General features: G+C 73.0%; 14 protein-coding genes. 7 read left to right on the forward strand and 7 right to left on the reverse strand.

Annotation, left to right across the window (positions count from 1 at the left end):
* Nucleotides 1-209: 209 nt before the first annotated feature.
* The 4 genes from AC0Z36_RS19360 to AC0Z36_RS19375 form a co-directional block, all read right to left on the reverse strand.
* Nucleotides 210-695 carry a DUF6197 family protein gene (locus AC0Z36_RS19360; RefSeq protein ID WP_485464204.1) on the reverse strand — a complete coding sequence of 162 codons (486 nt, stop codon included), beginning with the start codon at nucleotides 693-695 and terminating at the stop codon, nucleotides 210-212.
* Between the two features lie 15 nt (nucleotides 696-710).
* Nucleotides 711-1097, reverse strand: coding sequence for a hypothetical protein (locus AC0Z36_RS19365; RefSeq protein WP_485464205.1), 387 nt, complete (start codon nucleotides 1095-1097; stop codon nucleotides 711-713).
* A 79-nt stretch (nucleotides 1098-1176) separates the two neighbouring features.
* Nucleotides 1177-1812, reverse strand: coding sequence for a hypothetical protein (locus AC0Z36_RS19370; RefSeq protein WP_485464206.1), 636 nt, complete (start codon nucleotides 1810-1812; stop codon nucleotides 1177-1179).
* Between the two features lie 26 nt (nucleotides 1813-1838).
* Nucleotides 1839-2060 carry a hypothetical protein gene (locus AC0Z36_RS19375; protein ID WP_485464207.1) on the reverse strand — a complete coding sequence of 74 codons (222 nt, stop codon included), beginning with the start codon at nucleotides 2058-2060 and terminating at the stop codon, nucleotides 1839-1841.
* Between AC0Z36_RS19375 and AC0Z36_RS19380 the strand changes: the two genes are divergently transcribed.
* Nucleotides 2041-2361 carry a hypothetical protein gene (locus AC0Z36_RS19380; protein ID WP_485464208.1) on the forward strand — a complete coding sequence of 107 codons (321 nt, stop codon included), beginning with the start codon at nucleotides 2041-2043 and terminating at the stop codon, nucleotides 2359-2361. The genes AC0Z36_RS19375 and AC0Z36_RS19380 overlap by 20 nt on opposite strands.
* 17 nt (nucleotides 2362-2378) lie before the next feature.
* Here the strand turns inward: AC0Z36_RS19380 and AC0Z36_RS19385 are convergent, their stop codons facing one another.
* The 3 genes from AC0Z36_RS19385 to AC0Z36_RS19395 form a co-directional block, all read right to left on the reverse strand.
* Nucleotides 2379-2780 (reverse strand): hypothetical protein, encoded by a 402-nt coding sequence (locus tag AC0Z36_RS19385; protein ID WP_485464209.1) that lies wholly within the window; start codon nucleotides 2778-2780, stop codon nucleotides 2379-2381.
* Between the two features lie 364 nt (nucleotides 2781-3144).
* The gene (locus tag AC0Z36_RS19390) at nucleotides 3145-3600 is read right to left on the reverse strand and encodes a GNAT family N-acetyltransferase (protein ID WP_485464210.1); all 456 of its coding nucleotides are present in this window, start codon (nucleotides 3598-3600) and stop codon (nucleotides 3145-3147) included.
* 12 nt (nucleotides 3601-3612) lie between these two features.
* Complete coding sequence (locus AC0Z36_RS19395) at nucleotides 3613-4998, reverse strand: NsdA family TPR-like regulatory protein (protein WP_485464211.1); 1386 nt, start codon at nucleotides 4996-4998, stop codon at nucleotides 3613-3615.
* A 482-nt stretch (nucleotides 4999-5480) separates the two neighbouring features.
* Here AC0Z36_RS19395 and AC0Z36_RS19400 point away from each other — a divergent pair, with 482 nt between their 5' ends.
* The 6 genes from AC0Z36_RS19400 (at nucleotide 5481) to AC0Z36_RS19425 (ending at nucleotide 23883) form a co-directional block, all read left to right on the forward strand.
* Nucleotides 5481-10091 carry an FkbM family methyltransferase gene (locus tag AC0Z36_RS19400; RefSeq protein ID WP_485464212.1) on the forward strand — a complete coding sequence of 1537 codons (4611 nt, stop codon included), beginning with the start codon at nucleotides 5481-5483 and terminating at the stop codon, nucleotides 10089-10091.
* A complete protein-coding gene (locus tag AC0Z36_RS19405; protein ID WP_485464213.1) occupies nucleotides 10084-14349 on the forward strand; it encodes an amino acid adenylation domain-containing protein in 4266 nt (1421 codons plus the stop codon). Before AC0Z36_RS19400 ends, AC0Z36_RS19405 begins: the two co-directional genes overlap by 8 nt.
* Nucleotides 14346-19868 (forward strand): non-ribosomal peptide synthetase, encoded by a 5523-nt coding sequence (locus AC0Z36_RS19410; RefSeq protein WP_485464214.1) that lies wholly within the window; start codon nucleotides 14346-14348, stop codon nucleotides 19866-19868. The genes AC0Z36_RS19405 and AC0Z36_RS19410 overlap by 4 nt, the downstream gene beginning before the upstream one ends.
* Complete coding sequence (locus tag AC0Z36_RS19415) at nucleotides 19865-21301, forward strand: condensation domain-containing protein (protein ID WP_485464215.1); 1437 nt, start codon at nucleotides 19865-19867, stop codon at nucleotides 21299-21301. The genes AC0Z36_RS19410 and AC0Z36_RS19415 overlap by 4 nt, the downstream gene beginning before the upstream one ends.
* On the forward strand, nucleotides 21298-22233 hold the full coding sequence (locus tag AC0Z36_RS19420; protein WP_485464216.1) for a phosphotransferase: 936 nt from the start codon (nucleotides 21298-21300) through the stop codon (nucleotides 22231-22233). Before AC0Z36_RS19415 ends, AC0Z36_RS19420 begins: the two co-directional genes overlap by 4 nt.
* Nucleotides 22234-22296: 63 nt before the next feature.
* Nucleotides 22297-23883 carry a radical SAM protein gene (locus AC0Z36_RS19425; RefSeq protein ID WP_485464217.1) on the forward strand — a complete coding sequence of 529 codons (1587 nt, stop codon included), beginning with the start codon at nucleotides 22297-22299 and terminating at the stop codon, nucleotides 23881-23883.
* Nucleotides 23884-23902: the final 19 nt, after the last annotated feature.

Below are 23902 nucleotides of genomic sequence, written 5' to 3' on the forward strand. Positions count from 1 at the left end.
GGCGGCGGGGAGGAGGTCACGAGATCAATCTACTGGTCCGGCGGGACCAGGTCACGCGGCATCGGCGCAGGTCACCGACCGTCCAAAACAGTTACGCCATGGGACTCCTCGGAAAGTGGTCGTGGTGGTCGGAACCGGGGCTTGCCTTCCCTTTTTCGACATGTACTAATTTACCATTCCGGGGCGACCTTGGCAACCCGGGGAGGACCTCAGAACAAGGGGGGTTGACCGGCAGGGGCGGCATCTGCACGACAGCCCGGCCCGGGAGCGTCGCAGCGCTCGGCGAGGAGGACGGCCGCACGGAAGGCTGCTGTCACCTCGGAGGCCGTACGACCCGGCCGGTCGCTCCACTGCTGCACGAGGGCCCGGGCCCATCCGTCATCGCTCCAGCCTTCCGGCGGGACGACGGGGGCGCCGGAGACGTGCTCGGCCAGCACGGCGCAGGCTCGGACGCGGGCGCGGCGGATGCCGTCCCACGGGTAGCTGCGCCTCCAGTCCTGCCAGCCGTCACCGGCACCCACGAGCAGCGCCCCGAGGGCGGAGCAGGGGAGATGGACGGTTCGCCCGGCACCGGCGAATACCTCTCCCTGAGCGAGGCCGACGCGTTGGATGTGGTGGGCGGCGAACTCCAGCTGCGCGCCGGCGTCGGGGGAGATCAGGATGGATTCGGGGCTGTAACGGAATCGGCGGGTCATCGGTTTTCTCCGGGCCTACCAACCGCGGAGGGCGCGTCGTACGGCGAGGCCGACCTGACGCCCCTTCGACTCGGAGGGCTGGTACTCGATGATCGAGATGTCGAGGGCCTGGCCGTCGAGGGTGACCGACCAGTGGTGCGACATGTCGAGTGTCTGGCAGTTGCAGGTGATCTTCACCTGGTGTCCGTCGACCTGGAGGTCGAGGTCCCAGCCGTGCGGGCCGCGGTAGTCGGTGAGTCCGTTCGGGCCGCGGGTCTCCCAGTCGGTGTAGGTGGCGCCGTGGGTTCCCTCGTTCCAGTCGGCGAAGCCGCATGCCACAGCGCGGGCTGCCTGGTGCGAACCGCACTCGGACGGTCGCGGTGCGGTGCTCAGGTCGAGGGAGCCGGTCGCGGTGACGGTCATGGTGAACTCCTTGCGGGAGGTGGTCCGTGGTGGCCGATCCGGGGTTTGCCATCCCCTATTCGACATGTACTAATCTACCTCACTGGCGGGAGGCTGGCAACCCCGCGCGGCCAGCAGCGGTCGCCGCGCCGATCGCCTTCATGACCTGCTCCGCGACGGAGAGCGGAAGCCAGTCGAGGTCGAGCCTCACCTCGGAGCCGTCACCGGAGAATTCTGCGATCACCCGCACGTTGCTGACCTGGTCGGCGGCGGGATCGGCCAACGTGCCGTCCCATTGCGCCCTGAAGGAGTCGGTTCGCTCGCAATGGGCCCAGTGGGCACCGGGAAGCGGTGCGGCCAGCCGCTCGACCGCGGCCTCCCCGTCCTTGTGCCGCTGCTGGCTGCGCCGCAGGTGCTGGCGCACGAGGCCCAGGGCGGCGGCGTGGCGGCCGAGCATCTTCCGCTGGACATCACGCGCGATCGCCCGCGCCCCCCGGTCGGCGCGGGCGGTGAGGGGCGCGAACTCGAACTCGTCGCAGCCCTCCGGCAGTACCGCCCGGACGGTGATCCGTACCGGCCGCACCTGGCTGCGCGCCTGCGCGATCAGCAGCGACCGTCCGTCGGGATGGTCGACCCGCGTCCCCCTCACGTCGCGGTACGTCTCGCCTACGGTCCAGCCGTGGCCGAGTTCTCCGACGATGGCGGAGGCCAGCGTCCGGGTGTCGAAGTCGGACATTGCGGTTCCCTTCTGTTCTGCTCGGGTTAGGCGGCAACGAGGGCGGGGGCCGGCGCGTCGCAGTGGGTACACAGGCCGGTGGCGTCGGCCTGGTCCTGGTCCAGGGGGGCCGAGCAGGTGTCGCAGCGCCCGGGTGCCCAATGGAAGCCGGCGGCGCGCACACGCGATTGGACCTGGTCGAAGAAGTCGCCGCCGGACGTGTACTGGTCGGACAGCTCATCGAGGACGATGCGGCTGACGGTCACCATTACCGCGAAGGTCGACAAGATCGAATGGAACATGGGTGACGGTACGGTCGTGACGTGCACCACCCCGGGAACCGTCTACGACCCCGTCTTCAAGGACGCGCCGTCGCCGGACTGTGGGCACGCCTATCAGCGCATCTCCAAGGCGCAAGCCGGAGGCGCCTATACGGTCACCGCCACGACGACGTGGTCGGTCCAGTGGGTCTCCACCACGGGCCGGACCGGCACGATCCCCGGCGTGAGCCGCAGCTCGAGCGTGGGCGACATCCGTGTCGGCGAGCTTCAGGTGGTCAACGGGAGCTGAGGAGCGCCGCACGATTCTCAAGCCTTCACCCTCCCCGGGCGGATGCCGCTTCGGCGCTGCGCCGACTTGAGGCGTGCCGCGTCCATCAGGGCCGCACACGCCACGAACCACCGGAACAGCGCGGCAAGGGAGGCGCACATGGCACCGACCAGACTCGGAATCACCACCAGGACGTTCGCCGGGAACGGCAGAATCGGCGCGGTGATCACGGTGCCGAACAGACTCACCATCAGCAGCGCCCACATCAGTCCCCGGCTGGCCGAGCGCACCGCAAGTTGCAGCTGCTCACGCGGATCATCATTGGGCAAGGCCACCGGTCGCGGGCGGATCGAGATCCGTGTGGTTCGCCGGAAGGTGCCTGAGTATCGTGAAGTTCGCTTTGCCATCGAACATGCTCCGGGCTCGGGGATGGTGGTCATCCCTTAGAAGTGCCGGAACGCGCTTCCGTGTGACATGTAGGCCGTTCGCTGCTCTCGGCGCCACCTGAGGGATCTGTTCTCCGCGCCGGTTGGCGATGACCGCGACCGCTCTGCGGGCGGTGGAGGGCCGTGGGGAGGAGGGTGGTATCGGATTGCATGCGCCACCACCGTAGTAACGGAGTTGAAGACCATGTGGTCGCCCTCACCGGTAGGACTGAAACCGGGCAGCCCCCATTGGGGCCTGCATCCTGTGTGGTCGAACCGGCCGCCGGGCTTCAGTTCGCCTTCCAGCAGTGAGCCGGGCACGTCCGCGCTGCGGCTGTTGCGCCGACCGGACGGCGGCGGAGCCTCGTCACACGCGCGGTCACAAACGCTTGCGCATGGCTCGATTCACGAGTGGATTGCGTCCGGGGACGTACGAGGTGGTCGCCGTGTAGCCGTTCGCGGTGAACAGGTGGAGTGCGCGGTCGTTTTCGGCCCCTGTTTCGAGTCGAATGTCGGTTGCTCCGGCGTCGGCGCCGGATTTCTCCAGGAGTTCCAGGAGCTTTCGTCCGTGTCCGTGTCCTCGATGGACGGGTTCGACATACAGGCGTTTGATCTCGACCGTGGTGTGGTCGATGAGCCGCCATCCGCCGCAGGCGATGGGTGCCCGGTCGGTGGTGTAGCCGACCAGGAATCCACCTCGTGGTGGCGTCAGGTCGGCTTCGTCGGTGGTGTCGGGGTGGTCCGCGCGGCCGTAGCGTCCAAGTTGTTCGATGTAGAGACGGTGGACGAGACTCCGGGCGTCGAGATGGTTGTAGGAGCGCTCTACGAAATCCATGGGGTCGCCGTCTCAGATCTGGGCCAGGGCTTGGTCGAGCCGTGCGAGCGCGCCGACGGCGTCAGGGTCGTGGCGGTGTCGAACCAGGTCGGCGCGCAGGGCGACGAGGCGACTTCTACATCGAACGGATTGGACACCGGATAGTCGGTCCAGGGCCGTGTGCAGTGCCAATGCGGTCGCTTCCAGGTTCCCGATCCGATGGTTTGCCGTGGCGAGGTAGCAGCCATGCAGGAGGGCCGAACGCCCGAAGGGTGTGTCCGCCGGGACAGTGGCGAGCGGCGTGAGCCGGCGGACGGCTTCCTCCAGCAGGGTTGTTCGCTTTGGGTGGGTGCCGGCGAGGGTGACCAGGGCTTGGCCGGCTTCGGCGTCGAGCTGGCGTGGATTGAGGTAATAGAGGGCGGCGGAGCCTTCGCGGGGCCCTCGGTCCAGTAACTCCCGGGCGTGGTCTGCGGCCTTTTGATGGCCGTCCACGTTGCCTGTGGAGGCGTGCGCGGTGGCGAGGCGGCCGTGGGCCCGGGCACGGACGGCGGCCGCGTGGGGCCGGGCGGCGGCGACTGCGGCTTCCGCGAGCTCCACGGCCGCGTGCCGGGCTCCGGTGTGTGCGGCCTGGTAGGCGAGCATTCCCATGATGTTGGCGACGGCGGCCGTGTCGTTCCCGGCGCGGGCCAGGCGCAGACCGAGCAGCAGGTACCGTTGCGCGGCTCCGTGGGCGTTCGCGTCGTAGTGCATCCAACCGGAGATCTGCGCGAGATCGGTGGTCGCCCTGAGCAGGCGCGTGGCGATCGGGCGTTCGCAGCGTGCGTGGGTCAACAGGTCCAGAACCACCGCGAGTTGGCCGGTGACGTAGCGCTGGGAGACGGTGCCGCCGCCGGTGCGGTCGTCGAGGCGCCGCAGGTCGAGGACGTGCGCTTCGATGGCGCTCATCATGGGGGGCAGTACGCGTTCACTGCGGGCATGCTTCGCCAGAGGCGCGGGGGTGTGGTCGATCGCGGTGCGTGCGGCGGTGAGCAGATCGGCGCCGCCGACCGGTGCCACGCTGCGGCGTTGGGGTCCGGGGACGGCGCACAGGTCGTGGAGGCTGTCCATGGTGGTGTGCGTTTCCCACGGTGTCGTCAGCCCGTCGTCGGCGGTGACGCAGACGGCGGACTCCGTGCTTCGGCCGGGCCACAGCTCCGCAGGCGCGTAACGGCGTCCTGTGGCGGCTGTCAGAACCGACGCGACCAGTTGAGGGACGCGTTTGTCTTGGGGGATCCAACCGTGTTCGACCCACTTGTAGGCGGCGTTGAGGCTCATTCGGTCGCGACCCGCGGCGGCCAGCCGCTGGTTGACGGCCCTCATCAGATCGCGCGGTCCGATGCCGGCCGACACCAGGGCTTGGGCTAGTGGATTGCTGTCCATGGGCATTTCCCGGTGACCCGACGCAATGTGCCTCTTGGCGTCGACCCTAGCGCGGCCGTCTCCGCCGGCCGGGGTGTCCCAGGCGCCAACTGATTCGTGATGACGACCGTGACGGGTCGCGGGCGTCCGCGCTCGCGATCCGGGATCGAGACTGGGTTCCTCGCCCGTGCTCCGACGTTCCCGCATTTGACCTCGAAGGCGGGGTTGTCCCCGAGGGAATGCCGGCCCGGCCCGCATTCGTCGGCGGCGAGTCGACGTGGGTCACGTACAGCGTCGTGCAGGTCTGGTCTGAGGGGGGAACGGTGTCGACGTCACCGATCGATTTCGCGGCAGGGGAGTACAACCGTGCGACGCCGACCGGGGTGGAACTCGTGCCGCCGGGCGGACGCACAGAAGGCCCTTCGGCCGCGCACGCGACAGCCCGAGGGGCGCTGTGCTCGCGTGCCGTGTGGGAATCCGCTCATCGAGGTTGCGATCCTGAGATGTTGCAGCGCACGGTCTACGCGTTCGTACTTGCGCTCCGTGGCGGAACCGTCGACCCCGTCGACCTGGCGTTGCCTGGCGGGGATGCGCACCACCCGAGTCTGGCCTCGATGCGGATCGTCCCGGGACAGTCCCTCTTCGACCACACGCGCTTCTGGACGATACGTCCGGGAGGAGGGGAGGGGCCCGCCGCTCGTGGAATGGACGGCCTGCGTCGGCTGATCGACGCCGCCGGGTACCCCGAATTCGCTTGGGCGGACACTGCTGCGCCGACGCGGAGTCCGCTGCCTGCCCATTGTCCCGTGCGTTGTACGGCCGAGATGACGGACGAGGGCCCGGTATGGACTCTGGAGGCCCTCCGCGAGCATGCGGACGAGGCTTTGCTGGGATCCCTCGTCCGGCAGGCGGCCTCGGTGTTGGCCGTCGTGGGCCGGACTCCGACGCTGACGCTCGCCGAGCTCGGGCGGGCGGTGCGGGGCGCCGAGTTCGACGTGCGTGTGATCACGTCCTCGGGATTCGCCGATCTCGCCGGCTCGCTGCGCGCGTGGGGCACGGCGATCGGCCTGCCGCTGAGCGTGCATCCCATCGAACGCGACGAGGCACACGTCCCCGAGCCCGCCACCGGCGCGCTTCAGGCCGCCCCCTGGGGCGCGAACCTCGCCGTGGTCACGCCGGGCCTCTCGTTCCCCGCCGGTCACGGCGCGAGACACACGGGCACCGAGCCGACGGGAAGGCTCCCCGGCGGCCTGCCGATCGCGGAGTTGAACGCGAACGAGACACGTGAACTCTTCGACGAGATCGTCGTCCGGGCCCGGTACCTGCGTGGCGGCGTACGGATCGACGACGGCGACCTGGTCGTCGACGTCGGGGCGAACATCGGCATGTTCTGCTTGTTCGCCGCGTCCCGGGCCTCCGATGTCCGCATCCACGCCTTCGAACCCGTCCCCGCCGCGGCCGACGCGCTCGAAAGCAATTCCGGTGCCTACGACTTGGCGGTCAGCGTGGAGCGGGCGGCACTCGGGCGGGCCGACGGGCGAGCCGAGCTCACCTATTACCCCGACTCCTCCCTCCAGTCCGGTCTGTACGCGGACACCGCGGTCGACGAGGACGTCGTGCGCGGGTATGCCCGCCGTCAGGCGGAGACCCGCACCACGATCGCTCCCGAGCTGCGTGACGAGGTCGCCGACGCCCTGGCCCCCTTGGTCCACGAGCACACGTCCCGGGCCCGGAAGTCGATGGTGAGGGTGCGGCGGCTGTCCACCTGGATCCGGGAGGCGGGGATCGACCGGATCGACCTGTTGAAGATCGACGCCGAGCGCGCCGAGGAAGACGTCCTGCTCGGCATCGACGAACCGCACTGGCCCCTCATCGGGCAAATCGTCGTGGAGGTGCACGACACCGACGGCCGGATGGGCCGCTTGCGGACGCTGCTGGAATCGCACGGATTCCACACCCTCGTCGAGCAGGACGACCTGTTCGCCGGTTCGGAGATACACATGCTCTACGCCCGACACCCCGGGCACGTGCGGCCGGAGCCGGCGGTGCCGCCGTGGATCCGACGGCAGGTCGACACCGCCGCGCGATGGGCCGAGAACTCCGCGCTGCCCGTCGTCGTCACGGCGCCCCCGGGCACGCCCGGGGCGGACACGGGCCGGATCCGCGACGAGGTTGCCGCGCGCGGACTGGCCTGGGCTGGGCCCGACGCCGACGGGTCCACCACGGCGTGGGCGGAGGCGCTGCTGTGTCGCGCGACGTCGGCGGATCGCCCGGTGGTCAAGGCGATCGTGGTGGACGCTGACGACACGCTGTGGGGCGGGGTGTGCGGCGAGGTCGGCCCCGCGAACGTCCGTACGGGCGGCCCGTATCGGATGGTGCAGGAGTTCCTGCGCGAGCAGGCCCGGGCGGGGCGCGCGCTGGTGCTGTGCTCACGCAACAACGCGGCCGATCTGCGCGAGGTGTTCGCCGCGCACCCGGACATGCCGCTGCGCTGGGACGACTTCGCGGCCGTGCACGCCATCTGGGGGCGCAAGTCCGACGCGGTGACGGCGATCGCCGACGAGTTGGGCTTCGCCACCGAGAGCCTGGTCTTCGTCGACGACAACCCCGCGGAACGGGCCGAGGTCGGCGGGTGCCACCCGGCGCTGACCGTGGTGGACGTCCCGGCGGACCCGGGCGAGGTCCCGGCTGCCCTGCGCGCCACCTGGCAACTGGCCCTCGACACCGACACGACCATCGAAGACCGCGCCCGCACCGCCCTGTTCGCCCGGGAACGCGCACGTCGCGCAGCCGCCGCCCGGGCAGCCGACCCGCAGGCGTACGTGAGGGACCTCGCCCTCGAGGTGGACGTGGTCGACGCCACGGACGCCGACGCCGAGCGCATCTGTCAACTGGCCGCGCGCACCACCCAGTTCAACCTGTGCCTGCGCCGCCACACCCCGACCGGAGTGCGCCGGCTCCTCGCCGGACCCGGGATCGCGCTGACCGTCCGGGTGCGCGACCGATTCGGCGACTACGGCCTGGTCGGCTTCGCCGGCGCCGACGTCGAGGACGGGGCGCTGCGGGTCCGGGATCTCTTCCTCAGCTGCCGGGCCCTGGGCCGCAACGTGGAGTGGCGGCTGCTGAAAGCCCTCGGGGAGCGGGCCCGCGCCGCCGGCCTTCCGACGGTGGGGCTGGACGCGGTCGCAGGCCCCCGCAACCAGCCCGCGCGCGCGTTTGTCCGCGCCGCCCACGACCGCTTCCCCGCGGACTGCATCGCGGACGCCGCCGTGCTGGACGCCGCCGCGCTCGCGGAACTCGACTGGACGCAAGGCGAGACCCCGCCCGCCGGTTCGCCCGGGAACCGGTCCGCGACCGAGGCGGCGGACCCGCCGCGCCTGCGGTGGCCCGTCTCCCTCGCGGCAACCCGGCACGCCGCCGCCATCGTCGTCCGCCCGGGCCCGCGCGCCGCGCTCTCCACGATCCACGTCGCCCCCGAAACGGCCACCGAGCAGCGGGTCGCGGCCGTGTGGGAAGAGACCCTCGGCGTGCACCCGATCGGGGTCCTGGACGACCTTTTCGCGCTGGGCTGCGACTCGGTGACCGCGGCGGTCATCTGCGCCCGCCTGTACCGGAACGGCCTGCACCTGGACGTCCGCGACCTCTGGCGGCACCCGACGATCCAAGGCGCCGCCCGCGCGGCACGCCCCATCGGTACCGAACCCGCCGCCGACGCCGACGCCGACGCACGCGAGGTCGAACCCGGGACACGGGACCGGCACGCGCCGTCCCTGGGGCAGGAACGCGTCTGGGTCGCCGAGACGACCCACCCACACGCCAACGCGCAGATCATCCCCACCGCCCACCGCATCACCGGCCCCCTCGACGTCGACCGCCTCCGTCGGGCCTTCCAGGCCGTGATCGCACGCCACCCCGCGCTGCGCACCACGCTGACCGAACACGACGGCCGGCTCCGCTGCGCAGTTCTCCCGGCCGGCCGCTTCGGCCTGGGCCTCGTGGACCTCGAGGGTTCGCCGCCGGCCCGGCGCGATGAGGAGGCGCACGGCGCGGCCCGCGTGTTCTTCGGGACGCCGTTCGCCCTGGACCGCGACGTGCTGCTGCGCGCGTTGCTGATCCGCCGCGCCCCGGACGATCACCTCCTGGTCGCGGCGGTCCACCACAGTGCTGGCGACGGCTGGTCGCTGGACCTGCTGCACCGCGACCTCGGCGCCGCCTACACCGGCCACGCAGAGCTTGCCGCCCTGCCGGAGCCGGGATCGTTCACCCACTACCGCGACAAGAGTGCCCACCGGATCCGACGCGGAGAGTTCCACGCCCCCATCGCCGGGATCCTGGCCGCCCTCGAACCGGGACCGCCCGCGAGAGGGACCGTCCCGCCCGACCACATCCCGGCGCCCCGGCACCGCCGCTTCGCCCTCGACCTCGCGCTGACCCACCTCGTGCGCAGCACGGCCCGCACCTACGCCACCACGCCCTTCCACCTCTACCTCGCCGCCCACCAACTGCTCCTGGCCGCCGTCTTCGACACCGACACCGTGGTCAGCGGCTGCCCGGTGGCCAACCGCCACGACCCGGCCCACGCGGACACCGTCGGTTTCCTCGCGAACCTGGTCCCCGTCCCCGCCCGCGTCGACTGGTCCACCACCCTGGGCCGGCACCTGGAGAGCGCCGTCGCGGCCGGCACCCGCGCCCTGCTGCACGCGGAGATCCCCTACGCGCTGCTCTCCCGCGCCCGCCGGCGGCCCGGCGGCCTGTTCGACAACCTGTTCACGCTCCAGCCGCCGCCCACCCACCATCTTCAGCTTCGCGACTGCTCGGTCGAGCCGACCGAACCCGCCCTGTGGCCGCTGCCCTACCCCGTGATGCTCGACCTCCAAGAGCACGCGGACGGCGCGAGCGCGCTGTTGCGCTTCGACGCGCACGCCGCGACGCCGGTGCGAGCCGACACGATCGCCGAGGCCTACCCCCTGTTCCTGGGCGCCGCGTGCGTTCTTCCCGGGCTGCCCATGGAACGACTGCGCGCCGCGCTGCGCCCGCCGGACACCGCCGTCGATCGACTCGTACGTCGACGCCTTCAGGACCTGAACCGGCAGGAGGACACCCCCCATGCCTGACTCACCCCACCCCACCGCCGCCGCCGCCGACACGGTGTGGGAGATCCACACCGGCGCACGCGGCCGCGTCCGCCCCGCGGCCGCGCCCCAGCACCGCCGTGTCGCCGACGCCGACGCCGGCCCGGGACTGCTGCGTCTGGTGATCGACGGGAACGTCGACACCGATGGTCTGCGCACCGCGACCGAACGGGTGGTGCGTGAGCGTCCCGCGCTTCGCCGGTCCTTGCGGCCCTCGCCGGACGGCGGAGTCCACGTGTTCACCGCCGCCCCGACGGCGACCTCGACAGCACCGGCGGACGACGGCCCCGGGGCCGTACCCCTGGCGCGACTGCGCACCGCCCCCGACGGGTGTTTCCTCCTCGAACTACGGCCCGCCCGAGGCGCGTTGGACGACACCGGACTGCTGCGCGCCGCCGAGGCGATCACGAGCGCCTACACCACCCCGACCGCGCACCGGAGGGAAGAGAACCCCACCCTCGACGACGTCGACGACTTCCTCGCGGCGCTGCCCACCGCGCGGGACGCGGCCCCCGGCCGTGACTTCTGGGCACGCGGCCACCGCAGTGCCCCCGCCGGTGACGTGGCCCGAGCCCTGAACACCGGCCACGCCCGCGGCCGGGCGCGTGTCCGCGTACCGGTGCGCCTGGACGCCGGCACCCGCGCGGGCCTGGAGGACCTGGCCGGGGAGGCGGGCGTCCCGCTCCAGGCGGTGGCGTTGACGGCTTGGCGGCTGCTGCTCGCGCGGATCGCCCCCGGCGAGCGGGAGGGGTCACTGGGCGTGTTCGTCGCGGGGCCGGTGGCGCAACTCCCGCACACCGTCGCCCTGCTGGGCCGCAACGTACCCATACCCGCCGTCCCCGCCGCTCCGGCCGCCCTTCTGGCCGACCTGCTTCGGGGCACCCACCGTGAGACGACGGCCGCGGACCGGCACGGGGACTTCTTCGTCCACCCGCGCCCCGACGAAGGCTTCACCGTCGGGTTCCGCCACCTCACCGCCCCGGCGACCCTCCTGTTCGGCTCCGGTGTCCGCGCCGTGGTCGACGTCGTCGACGCGCCGCTGGACCCCATGGCCCTGGAAGCACACCTCCTGCTGCGCGGCACCGAACCCCAGTTGTGCGTGGTCGCGGACACGGACGCCCTCGACGAGGACCAGGCCCGCCGGGTCGCCGACTGGCTCGGGCAGGTCCTGGATCGGATGGCACGGCCGCGCGCCGCCCTCCGCCCCGCCGCAGAAGTCAGCGCCCTTCCAACCGCGCCGAGCCGGCTGACCGGACCGGTGCGCCCGGCCCCCACCGACACCCTGGTCGACGCGTTCGACGCACAGACGATCCGCACCCCCGACGCCGTCGCGGCCGCCGACGATCGCACCGAGACCACATACCGCACACTGCACCGGGCCGGCACCGACCTGGCCCGCGTCCTGCGCGACCGCGGTGTCGGACCCGGCGACCGGGTCGGGGTCTGCATGGCCCGCCGGGTCCCGCTGCCGGCGGCGCTGTTCGCCGTGTGGCGTTGCGGGGCCCACTGGGTCCCGATCGACCCGTCCTGGCCGCCCGGCCGCATCGAGGACGTGGTGCGCGACGCCGCGCCGCGCCTGCTCCTCACCGACGCGGACACCGCCCACCGCGTCACCGGCACGGACCTCGCGGACGTCCCCGTGCTGCGGGCCGACGACCCGCATCCCGGGACCGGCCCGGCGCGGCGACCGGCGTCGCGGGCCCGGATCGGAGACGACGCCTACCTGATCTACACCTCCGGTTCCACCGGCCGCCCCAAGGGCGTCCCGATCACCCACGGTGCGCTGATGCAGTACCTGCAATGGGCGTCCGACCGCTACGACACCCCGGGCGGCAGCGGCACGCTCGCGCACTCCTCGATCGCCGCCGACCTGACCCTCACCAGCCTGCTCCTGCCGCTGTCGACCGGCGGACGCGTCGCCTTGGAGCCCTCCGACGACCCGGACGACCTGGCCGCGGCGCTCACCCGCGCGCGCGACCTGAGCCCGCTGAAGGTGACCCCGGGCGGACTGCGGCTGCTGACCCGCATGCTGTCCGGCGCGCAACTGGCCCGCGCAGTAAGGCATTTGGTCGTCGGAGGGGAGCAACTGACCGCCCACGCCCTGGTCGACCTGGACGTCCCAGGCCTGCCGGTGACGAACGAGTACGGCCCGACCGAGGCCACCGTCGGCTGCGTCGCCTACACCTTCCCCTGCGGCGCGCCCGTCGCGGACCCGGTCCCCATCGGGCGGCCGGTGTGGAACGCGGGCATCGAGCTGCGCACGGTCGGCGGCGAGGAACCGGTGCTGCCCGGTTGCGCGGGGGAGATCGTCGTCCTGGGACCCCAGGTCGCCGGCGGATACCGGGACCGCCCGCAGGAGAGCGCGACGCGCTTCGGCACCGACGCGCACGGAACCCGGTCCTACCGCACCGGCGACCTCGCCCGGCTGCGGCCCGACGGCGAACTCGAGATGCTCGGCCGGATCGACGAACAGGTCAAGATCCACGGATACCGTGTCGAACCCGGCGAGATCGAGGCTGTCCTGACCGGCGACCCGTGCATCACCGAGGCCGTCGTCGTCGCCACCCGGACCGGCAGCGACGGCCCGCCGCTCCTCAACGCCTTCCTCGTCCCCGCTGACCCCGCCGACCCCGAAAGCGTCGTCGACCGCGCCCGATCCCTGTGCGCGCGAAGGCTGCCGTTCTGGGCCCGCCCCGACCGCCACCACGTCCTTGAGGCCCTGCCCCGCCAGCCCGGCGGAAAGATCGACCGCCGGGCGCTGGCAGCGTCGGCGAGCACACCCCCGCCCCGGAGCGAAGACCCGCCCGCCCCGACCGATCCCACGACGACAACCCTCGCCCGGGTGTGGACGGACGTGCTGGGGGATCGTCCGGCGGGACCGGAGGCGAACTTCTTCGCCGACGGCGGCGATTCCCTCAAGGCCGTCCTGTTCGCCCACCAGGCGCAACGTGCCGGAGTGCCCGTCACGGTGCACGACGTCATGCAACGGCGCACCCTCGGGCAACTGGCCGCGACCGTCACCGCCGCCACCCGCGCCCGGAACGCGGAGGTCACCGACGGCCCCGTCCCGCTCGGAGCCCTTCAGGCCGCCGTCCTCGACTCCCGCCCGGTGGCCGGGACCTGGACGCTGAGACACATGTCCGACGCGCCGCACCCGAGCGTGGACACCGGCCGGCTGAACACCGCCTTCGAGAACGTCCTGCGCCGGCACCCGGCGCTGCGCACCGTCTTCACCCACACCGAACACGGCTGGGCCGCCCGACTCCTCCCGTGCGCCCCGCGCACCGTGCACCTCCTGGACCTGGACGACCGCCCACCCGGGGAACACGAGGCGATCGTGCGCGAGGAACTCGTCTCCCGCGAGAAGCGGTTCACCCTCGCGGGGCCGCTCGTCGACCTCGTCCTCATCCGCGGCGGCCCGCAACCGCGGATCGCGTGGATCGCCCACCACCTCATCGCCGACCACCTATCCCTGAAGATCCTCGCCCACGACCTGTGGCACGCCTACGACCACCCCACCCCGACACCGGCGACCGACGACGGATACCTCCCCTGGCTGCGGGCCACAACACTGAGCGAACCACCCGCACCGGCCACCGGGCCCTGGCTCGCCCACGCCCCGCGCACCACGTCCACCCGACTGGGCCCCACCACCCGCGACGCCCTGAACGCGGCGGAGCATCGGACGACGCGCGGCGCGCTCGCCGTCCTCGCCGGGGCGCTGCTCGCCGCCCTCGCCGAGATCCGCCCCGACCTGCCCACCGCACTGTGCGTGGAACTCCACGGGCGTGACCTTCCCGGACACGACCTGGCCTCCACCGTCGGCTGGCTCACCACCATGCGCCCCGTGCACGCCGAGCGCACCCTGCCGATCGACGCGGCCGCCCTGGCCGTCGCCGTGCACGCCCAACTCGACCACACCGCGCCGGCGGCGCCGGCCGGGCGCCTGGCCCCGGTCGCGTTGAACTACTTCGGGGAGCTGCCCTCCGACGACCTGGACCTGCCGCCCGTCGGCGCGCCGGGGCCGCTGTTCCCACTGGAGGTCGTCTGCTTCGGCACACCCGGATCGGTCGAGGTCCGGTGGCGGGCCTGCCCGACCTGGATGCCAGACGCCACCGTCACCCGCCTCGCCGAAGCGTTCGCCCGCCACATCGCGAGCGTTCCGACAACCCCCGACGCCGCCGTTCCGGCCCGCGACCTGGCCCGGATCACCGCGACCTTCACGAGCGAGGGACCATGAGCAGCACCCCGATCGCCGCGCTCCACCCCACCACGCCCGCGCAACAGGGCTTCCTCCTGGGCAGCCTCACCAGCCCCGGCACCGCCGTCTTCGTCGAACAGACCGTCTTCCCGCTGACCGGCCCCCTGGACCGGGCCCGGTTCGACGACGCCGTCGCCGCGATGGTCGCCGACCACGAGATCCTGCGCACCGCCCTGGCCTGGGACCTGACCGGCGACCCCCGCCAAGTCGTCCTCGCGAGCGCCGAACTGCCCGTGGAACACCTCGACAGCACCGGCAAGACCCCACGGGAACAACAAGCCGCCCTCGACGCCCTCCTGCGCGCCCACCGGCACGACCCCTTCGACCTGCACCGCCCCCCACTGCTGCGCCTGGCCGTCCACCACATCGGCCCCACCGGGCATCAACTGGTGTGGAGCCACCACCACGTGATCCTCGACGGCCGCGCCCATCTCGCGCTCGCCGGTGAACTCCTGCACCGCTACAACACCCGTACCGGCCCGCCGGCGCCGGCGCCGTTCGGCCCGTACGCGCAGTGGCTCACCGAGCGCCCGCACGAGCGGCAACGAGTCCACTGGACCCGACACCTCGACGGCTACACCGGGTGCCCCCCGACCGCGCCCGTGGATCCGCCGACGTTCACCGAGAGCGAGCGGTTCGGCCGCCACACCCGCGACCTGCCCGCGACACGGCGACGCGCCCTCGAGGGGTTCGCCCGGGCGCACGGGACGACGACGGCCGCCGCCCTGGTGGCGTGCTGGAGCCTGGTCGCCGCCCGCCGGCACGGCCGCGACGACATCGCGATCGGGGTCACCGTGTCCGGCCGCAGCCACCCCTACCCGGGTGCCGCCGACCTCGTCGGTCCCCTGGCCGTGACGGTCCCCCTGCGCTGCCCGCCCGCCGCGGACGAGGACACGGGCGCGTGGATCAACCGCGTCCACGACGCACTGGCCCTGGCCGACCGGCACGGCGGATGCTCCACCGCCGAAGTGCACACGTGGGCCAGCATCCCCGAGGGGAACACGCTGTACGACAGCGTCGTCGCCGTCGCCGACCACCCCCGGCCCCCGACCGGCCCGGCGACCGGAGCGCACGACGCCCTCGTCCTGGACAACACCGGGATCCGCTCCCACGGCGGTCGCACCCGCCACGCCCTGACCCTCATCGTCGAGACGACCGAAGCACTGCGGTTGATCCTGGTCAACGACCGCGCCCGCGTCGGCGACGACCAGGCGCGCGCGATCCTGGACGCGATGTGCTCCATGCTCGGCCGGCTCACGCCCGAAACCCGGGCACGGGTCGCCGACCTGTCCCACGACACCGCCACCCTCGCCGCCGCGCCCGCGCCCGCGGCCGGGCCCGAACCCACGCCGCCCGCACGATCCGCCCAGGGCGAAGGCCGCATCCCGGACCCCGTCCTGGACGTGGTCACCGCGCACTTCGCGTCGCTCCTGGGCCACTTCGCCGGGCCCGACACCGACTTCCTGGCCGCCGGCGGCCACTCCCTCCTGGCGCTGCGCCTGGTCGCCCGGCTGCGGACCGCGTTCGCCGTCGACCTCCCCCTGGGCGCCGTCCTGCGCGCACCGACACCCCGGGCCCTGAGCCGCATCGTGCGCGAACTCGTCCTGGGGACACCCGCCGGAGAGGTCCCCCGGGCGCTCCCCGCGCTGCCCGCCCGCACGGGCGAGAGCAGCGAACCCTTCGCCCTGACCGCAATCCAGCAGGCCTACTGGGTCGGGCGGCGCGACGACTTCGACGGCGGCGGCGTCGACTCCCACCTGTACGCCGAGGTCGACGTTCCCGATCTCGACGTCGACCGGCTCGGCGCGGTGTGGCGGACCCTGATCGACCGGCATCCCATGCTCCGCGCGGTGATCACCGACGACGGCCGGCAACGCGTCCTGCCGACCGTGGAGCCGTACCGGATCGACACGCTGGACCTGCGCGGGGCCCAGGACGCGCCGGCCCGACTCGCCGCCGCGCGGGACCGGTTGTCGCACCCGCGCCGCGACACCGCGACCTGGCCGCTGTTCACGATCGAGGCCGCGCACCTGCCCGGCGGCGACGTCCGCCTGTTCCTGAGCTTCGACCTCCTCATCGGCGACGCCCTGAGCTGGCAGATCCTCCACCGCGAAGCCCGAGCCCTGTACGCGGACCCGGACACGGAACTGCCCGCCCTGACCGTGACGTTCGCGGACCACGTCGCCCACCGACACACCCTGGACGCATCCGACCGCCACGCACGCGATCGCGAGTACTGGCGCGGCCGGATACCCGAACTGCCGCCACCCCCGCCGCTGCCCGTGCTCACCGCGGCCCCCGGCGCCGATCGGCCGCGGTTCCAACGCGTGTACACCCGTTGGGCACCCGCCGAGTTCGCCGCGCTGCGGGCGGTCGCCGCCGCCCACGGGGCGACCCTGTCCGCACTCCTGCTCGCCGCGTTCGGCGAGAGCCTGGGCCGCTTCACGAACACCCGCGCCTTCCTCGTCAACGTCACCGTCTACGACCGGCCGCCCGTCCACCCGCAGATCAACCGGATCGTGGGCGACTTCACCTCCACCGTCCTGACGGAGGTGGACCTGTCCGGGGCGACCTTCGCCGACCGGCTGCGTGTACTGCAGCACCGGCTGTGGGCAGACCTGGACCACGGCACCCACAGCGGCGTGGACGTGCTGCGCGAGATGCGCGACACCACCGGGGCCGCCGCGGGGGCGCCCGTGGTGTTCACCAGCACCCTGGACCTGGAGGTCCCCGGCGAGGACCCGGGGCCGTTCCCCGGCCGGATCGTCCACGGCATCGGACAGACCCCGCAGGTCCTGCTCGACTACCAGACCTACGAGGCGGACGGGCACCTGGTGGTCAACCTCGACACGGTCGCCGGAGCACTGCCCGACACCTTCGTCCGAGACCTCCTCGACGACCACACCACCGCTCTGCGTGCCCTCGTCGACGACCCCGACGCCCCGCGCCGCCCCCACCTGGTGCCGCCGCCCGAACCCGAACCGCTCCCCGCGCCCCTGGGCGGCGAACGGCTCCTGCACGAGCCGTTCCTGGACCGCGCCCGCGACCACCCCGACCGTCCCGCCCTGCGGTGCGGCGGGCGGACGTTGACGTACGCCGAACTCCACGACCGCGCCCGCACGGTCGCCGCCCGCGTCGGCGCCGCGCCGCCCGACGGCGAACTGATCGCCGTCGTCTGCGATCCCGGCGCGGAACAGGTGATCGCCGCGCTGGGCGTACTGCTCGCGGGATACGCCTACGTCCCCGTCGACGTTTCCTGGCCCACCGACCGCGTCCGCGACCTGCTCACCACCACCGGCGCCGACCTCGTCCTGACCCACAGCACGGCCGCCGACCGCCTGGAACCGGTCGCGGAACTCGCGCGCATCATCGTCGTCGACGACTCACGACCCGCCGCCTCCCCGGACCGGGACGGGCCGCGGCCGCGGTCGGCCGACGACCTCGCGTACGTGATCTTCACATCCGGGTCCACCGGCCGCCCCAAGGGCGTGATGATCTCCCATCGCGGCGCGCTCAACACCGTGCTCGACGTCAACGCCCGTCACGCCGTCGACGCGCGCGACGTGCTGTTCGCGGTTTCGCCCTTCACGTTCGACCTCGCCGTGTACGACCTGTTCGGCGCGCTCGCCGCCGGGGCGACGCTGATCGTGCCCACCCGCGAGGAACGCACCGACCCCAGCGCCTGGATCCGCCTGATCCGCGCCGGCGGCGTGACCGTGTGGAACTCGGTGCCCACCCTGGCCGAGCTGCTGCTCGACGCCCCGCCCGACCCCGACGCCCGCGACGCCCTGGAGTCGGTGCGGGTGTGGCTGCTCAGCGGCGACTGGATCCCGCTCACCCTCCCCGACCGGCTGCGGGCCCGCGCGGGCGGAGACCGTGTGGTCTCCCTCGGCGGCGCCACCGAGGGCTCGATCTGGTCGATCCTCCACGAGGTCGACCACGTCGACGACCGATGGGCCAGCATCCCCTACGGCACCGCCATGACCGGCCAGCTCGTGCAGGTCCTCGACGAGCGGCTCCTGCCCTGCCCGGCCTGGACACCCGGACAGATCCACATCGCCGGCCACGGCACCGCACTCGGCTACTGGGCGGCCCCGGAGGCGACCGAGGCGGCGTTCGTCTTCGACGGCCGCACCGGGCGCACCTGGTACCGCACGGGCGACTGGGGACGGCTGCTGCCCGACGGCACCATCGAGTTCCTCGGCCGGCGCGACGACCAGGTGAAGATCCGCGGCCACCGCGTCGAACTCCGCGAGGTCGAGACCGCGCTGTGCGCGGTGGACGGCGTCCGCGAGGCCTGCGTGGTCGCCGTCGGCGAGCGCACCGACCGGCGCCTGCACGCCGTAGTGGTCGCCGGCCGACCGGTCGCGGAACTGCGCGGCGAACTCGCCCTCCGCCTGCCCTCCCACATGCTCCCCGCCACCTTCTCCGCCCGGAACGAGCTGCCGCGCACCGCCACCGGAAAGGTCGACCGGGCCGAACTCGCCCACGCCACGGCGCAACCCGACGCCCCCGCCCGGCACCGGCCCCCAGGTCGACCGGAGGACGCGCCGCTGCTCGACGCCCTGGGCGCGGCGCTTCCCGCAGCCGCGGGCATCGACGACGACCTGCTCCAGGTCGGACTGACCAGCATCGACGTCATCCGACTGGCGAACCTCGTCGAACGACACACCGGGACGCGCCCCGACCTCGCCGCGTTCTACGACACCCCCACCCTGCGCACCCTGCTCCGGCACACCCCCCGCACGGGCGACGCGAACCCCGACCCGGCGCCCGCGGCTGGCGCCTCAGCGTGGACGGCCGTCCACGTGCTCACCGACCCCGGCGAGCGGGACCGGTTCCGTGCCGCCCGCCCCGCCCACCCGCCCGCCCCCGCCGGGCGGATCCTGCCCGCCGCGTCACCGCCGGGTTCGCGGGAGCGGCGACTGCGGCGCTTCACGCCGCGCGTCTTCGACGACCGCCCGGTGACCGCCGCCGCCCTCGGGCAACTCCTGGAGAGTCTGCGCCGGGACCCGACCCCGGGCCGGACCGGATTCCTGTACCCGTCCGCCGGCGGCCTGTACAGCGTCCACGTCCACGTGCACGCACGTCCCGGACGCGTCCACGGCCTCGAAGGCGGCGTCTACGCCTACCACCCCGACGCGCACGACCTCGTCCCGCAGGCCCCCGGCATCGACCTCGACCCCGTCGTGCTGCATCCGGGACCCGTCAACCGCGCACCGGCCGACAGCGCCGCCTTCACCGTGTTCCTCACCGCCGACCCCGCCGACTCCGCACCTCTGTACGGGGCGCACGCCGAACCGCTCGCCCTGCTCGACGCCGGATACATGGGTCAGTTGCTGTGCGAACGTGCCACCGACGCGGGGCTGGGACTGTGCCCGGTCCACGGGCTCGACTTCGAACCGGTGCGCTGGCTGCTGCCCGGCGGTGAACACCTCGTCCTCCTCCACGCCCTCCTCGGCGGCATCCCCGCCACCCGGCCGCGGGAGGACCGATGACGCGCCCTTCCGCCCCGTCCTCGGCCGGCGGCATCGTGATCGTGGAGACGGCGCCGCTCTCGCCCGGCCAGGAACGGCTGATCGACGCCGAGTTCGTCCGCCCGGACGGCTCCTGGCCCGAACCCGGCGAGTCGACCAGGCTCCGGCCGATCGACACCGCGGCCGTCCTCGTCGACGGCCCCCTCGACACCGGGGCACTCCAACACGCCGTGTCGGCGCTGATCGCCCGCCAGTCGGCGCTGCGCACCCGCCTGCACCGCCTCCCCGACGACACCCCCGTCCAGTTCGTCGCCTCCAGCATGGCGGATCGGGTCGGCCGCAGCGCCCTGACCACCGCGACCGCGCCGACGCCCGACGTCCTCCTCGCGCGCACCCCGCACCGGCACGTCGACCTGCGCGGAGACACCCTCTTCCGCACCCACCTCGTCCGCCTCGGGGACCGGCGACACGTCCTGCTCCTGCAGATCCACCACTTCGTCAGCGACGGCTGGTCGATCGGCGTCCTGTTCCGCGACCTCGCCGCGCTCTACAACGCCGCCCACGCCGGCCGGGCGGCCGAACTGCCCCCGCTGCCCCGCACGTTCGCCGCCCTGTGCCGCGACATGCGCGGCGAACGCGGCAGCCCCCGCCTGCGACGACAACTCGCGTCCCGGCGCGCGGACCTGGCCCCGCCGCGACCACCCCTGACGTTCACCCCGCCCGCCGCGCGTCCCGCCGGGCCGGACACCGGACAGCGGCCCGTCGACGTCCAGCGCGTCCGCATCCCCGCCGCCGCGGTCGCCGGGCTGCGGGCCGGGGCGCGCGACGGAGCACAGCGCGGCCCCCTGGCCGGGCCGTTCCTCGCCGCGCTCGCCCTGGTCCTGCACCACCAGGGCGCGGCCACCGACGTCCGCGTCGGCATGATGATCTCCAACCGCGCCCGGCCCGACGCCGAGCACCTGATCGGCTACTTCGTGAACACCGCCGTCATCCGACTGCGCGTGCGCCCGGACATGACCGCCGCCGCCCTGACCGCCGCCGCGAACACGGCCGTGCGCCAAGCCCTCGAACACCAGGCCCTCCCGATCCAGGACCTCGCCAGCGACCTGCGCCGCACCGAGCGGGAGGCTCAGGGCCCGCTGTACCAGGTCACGCTCGCCCTCAACACGATGCGTCCCCGGTCCCTGGAACTGGACGGCCTGGACTGCCGGGACATCGACACCGAGCCGGCCGGCCCGCATCAGGCGCCCACCAGCATCGAACAACGCTGGGTCCTCGAAGAACGCGACGGGGCCCTGACCGGCACGCTCACCTACCGGACCGACACCTTCACCAAGGCGCGGATCCACGCGGTCCTGGACCACCTCGACCGGGCCGTCGCCGCGGTCACCGACGGGCACCGCACCGTCGCGGACATCACCGCCGCGTTCCACCGGCACGGGCGAACCCCGTGACGCCGCCACGCTCCGCTGTCACACGGCCCACCCGCGACGACATCGCCGCCGTCCTGGACGCATACCGGCTGCGACCGCTTGCGGTGCGGCCGCTGGAAGGCGGCATGGAGAACACGCACGTGCGCGTCGACACCTCGGACGCGACCGTCGTGGTGAGCGTGCTGCGCAAGAAGGACGCGGCCGCCGCCCACGAGTACGCACGCTTCCTCCGCGGCCTCGAACACGCGCACACGCCCGCCCCCCGCCTGCGCCGGCGCCGCGACGGCGGCTGGGTCGGCGCGTGGGCCGGACACCCCGTGATCGTCTGCGACTTCGTGCCCGGCCGCCAACACCGGACACTGCCACCGGACATCGTCGAAGAAGTCGGGGCCGTCCTGGGCCGCGTGCACCGCACGGCGTCCGCACCCCACTGCGCCCTGCAGCCCCACCTGCGCATGACCGCCGCCGACGCCGAGGTCTTGGACGAACTGCCCGACGACGCCTTCGCCCGATGGGCCCGCGCCACCCACCGCGACGTCGCCCACGTCACCGAGCAGAGCGCGCGGCCCGTACCCGTGCACGCCGACGCGTTCCCGGACAACGTCATCGTCACGCCCGCCGGCGGGGTCGTCCTCCTCGACTGGGAGGACGGCTCACTGGACTACCCGGCCGTCGACGTCGGCATGGCACTGATCGGCCTGTGCTGCCCGAACGGGTTCTCCGTCACGCGCGCCCGCCGCCTCCTGTCCGGCCACCGCGCGGGCAGCGGCACCGCACTCGATCCCGAACTGGTACGGGACTGCGCCCTGTACGCGGCCGTCCTCGTCGCGCTCCGCCGCCACCGCTGGGAACGGGCCGGGCATTCGCCCGCCGACCCGTCCCGCACCCACACCGTCCTTGCCGGCGCCGCGCGGGAGTTGAAGCGGCGCTGGCCGGCCGTGACCGCCCGCTGAACACCGGCACCCCCGCGACACGCACCGCAAGCCCCCTTGGCCCCGAGCCGAAAGCGAGCCGTCATGCCCCGCGACCAGGTCCTCGTCATCGTCCCGCCGAACTCCAACACCGTCATCGACGGACGACTCTTGACCGTGACCCGCCCCGAGGAGCACAGCGACTGGTCCGACTTCCTGTGCCTGGGCGCCCTCTCCCTCACGTCCGCACTCGAGCCGAACCCGCAGATCACACCGCTGTACATCGACGGCACCGTCATCGACCTCGACGACGTCCTGACCCACATCACCGACCACGCCCAGGACATCCTCGCCGTCTGCCTGAGCATGCTCACCGCGAACTTCGAAGCCGGCGTCCTGATCGCCCGCCACGCCAAGGACACCGACCCTCGGATCACCACCATCGCGGGCAACGACCACTTCTCCGCCCTGTGGCCCGAATGCATGGCCGCGGCCCCCAGCCTGGACTACGGATTCGTCGGCAACGAGATCATCGGCCCGTTCACCCGCCTGATCGCCGCCCTGCGCGCCGACGCGCCCCTGGACCCCGGCGCGTTCCCCGGCCTCGTCCACCGCGCCGCCGACGGCCCCCGCCTCACCCCGCCCGGAGCCGAACCGGTGTTCACCGCATTCGACTACACCCTCGTGGACCGCGCCTTCCCCCAAACCCCCCTGTATTCCCGGCACTTCCTGAACCGGATCGCGCCCCGCCTGCACGAACTCCTCGGCCGCACCGTCACCGCCGGCGTCCCCGTCGAGATCGGGCGCGGCTGCGTGAAGTTCGCCGGCGACGACGCGTGCAGCTTCTGCTCGATCCACCCCGGGACGCTGTGGCGCAACCAACTCGACGCCACCCAGGCCTGGGACGTCCTGAAGGCCGCCGTCGCCGTCGGCCACGACTACCTGTACCTGACCGCCGACGAACTGCCCCTGACGTTCGCCAGGCTCCTCACCGCCATGAGCGACACCCGACCCGCATGGTGGACCGCCCTCACGGACAGGGACCGGCCCGTCCTGGTCGGCTACGGACGCGCCGACGGCATCGCCGACCCCCGACGCACCGCCCTCCTCACCGGCCTCGGGGTGCGTCAGATCATGATCGGGATGGACGCCGGCACACCCCTGTCGCTGGCCGCGATGAACAAACCCGTCGGCGGACGCCGACGCGACGTCCTCGCCGAGGCCGAGAAGCTGTACGAACTCAACTCGACCGCCATCACCGTCACCCGCGACCACGGCCTGCTCATCCGCGCCGGATTCGTCGTCGGCCACATCGGCATGACCCGCGTCCTCCTGGAGGAGAACATCCAGCGGATCCGCGCGCTGATCACCGAAGGCGCCGCCGGCGGGGTCTTCTCCGCGGTCGACGTCGAAGTGCTGTCCCCGCAACCCGGCGCCCGCGACTACACCTACCTCACCGACCCCGGCGCCGCCCGCGCCGCCGCGTCCCGCCTGGGCCTGCGCATCGCCGACGAACCCGTCCTGGCGAAGGTCGCCGCGCGGTGGGCCGGGCAGGCCGTCGTCCCTCCCGAGGACGCGATGCGCGACTACGCCACCGCCCTGATGCCCGAGGTGTCCTTCGAAGACCTCGCCCGGGCCCGCGCCACGATCCGCGCCCACGCCAAGACCTGCGGCGTCGTCATCGGCGAATAGCCCCGACCCGAATACCGAA

Source organism: Kitasatospora sp. UYEF31 (assembly GCF_057291755.1).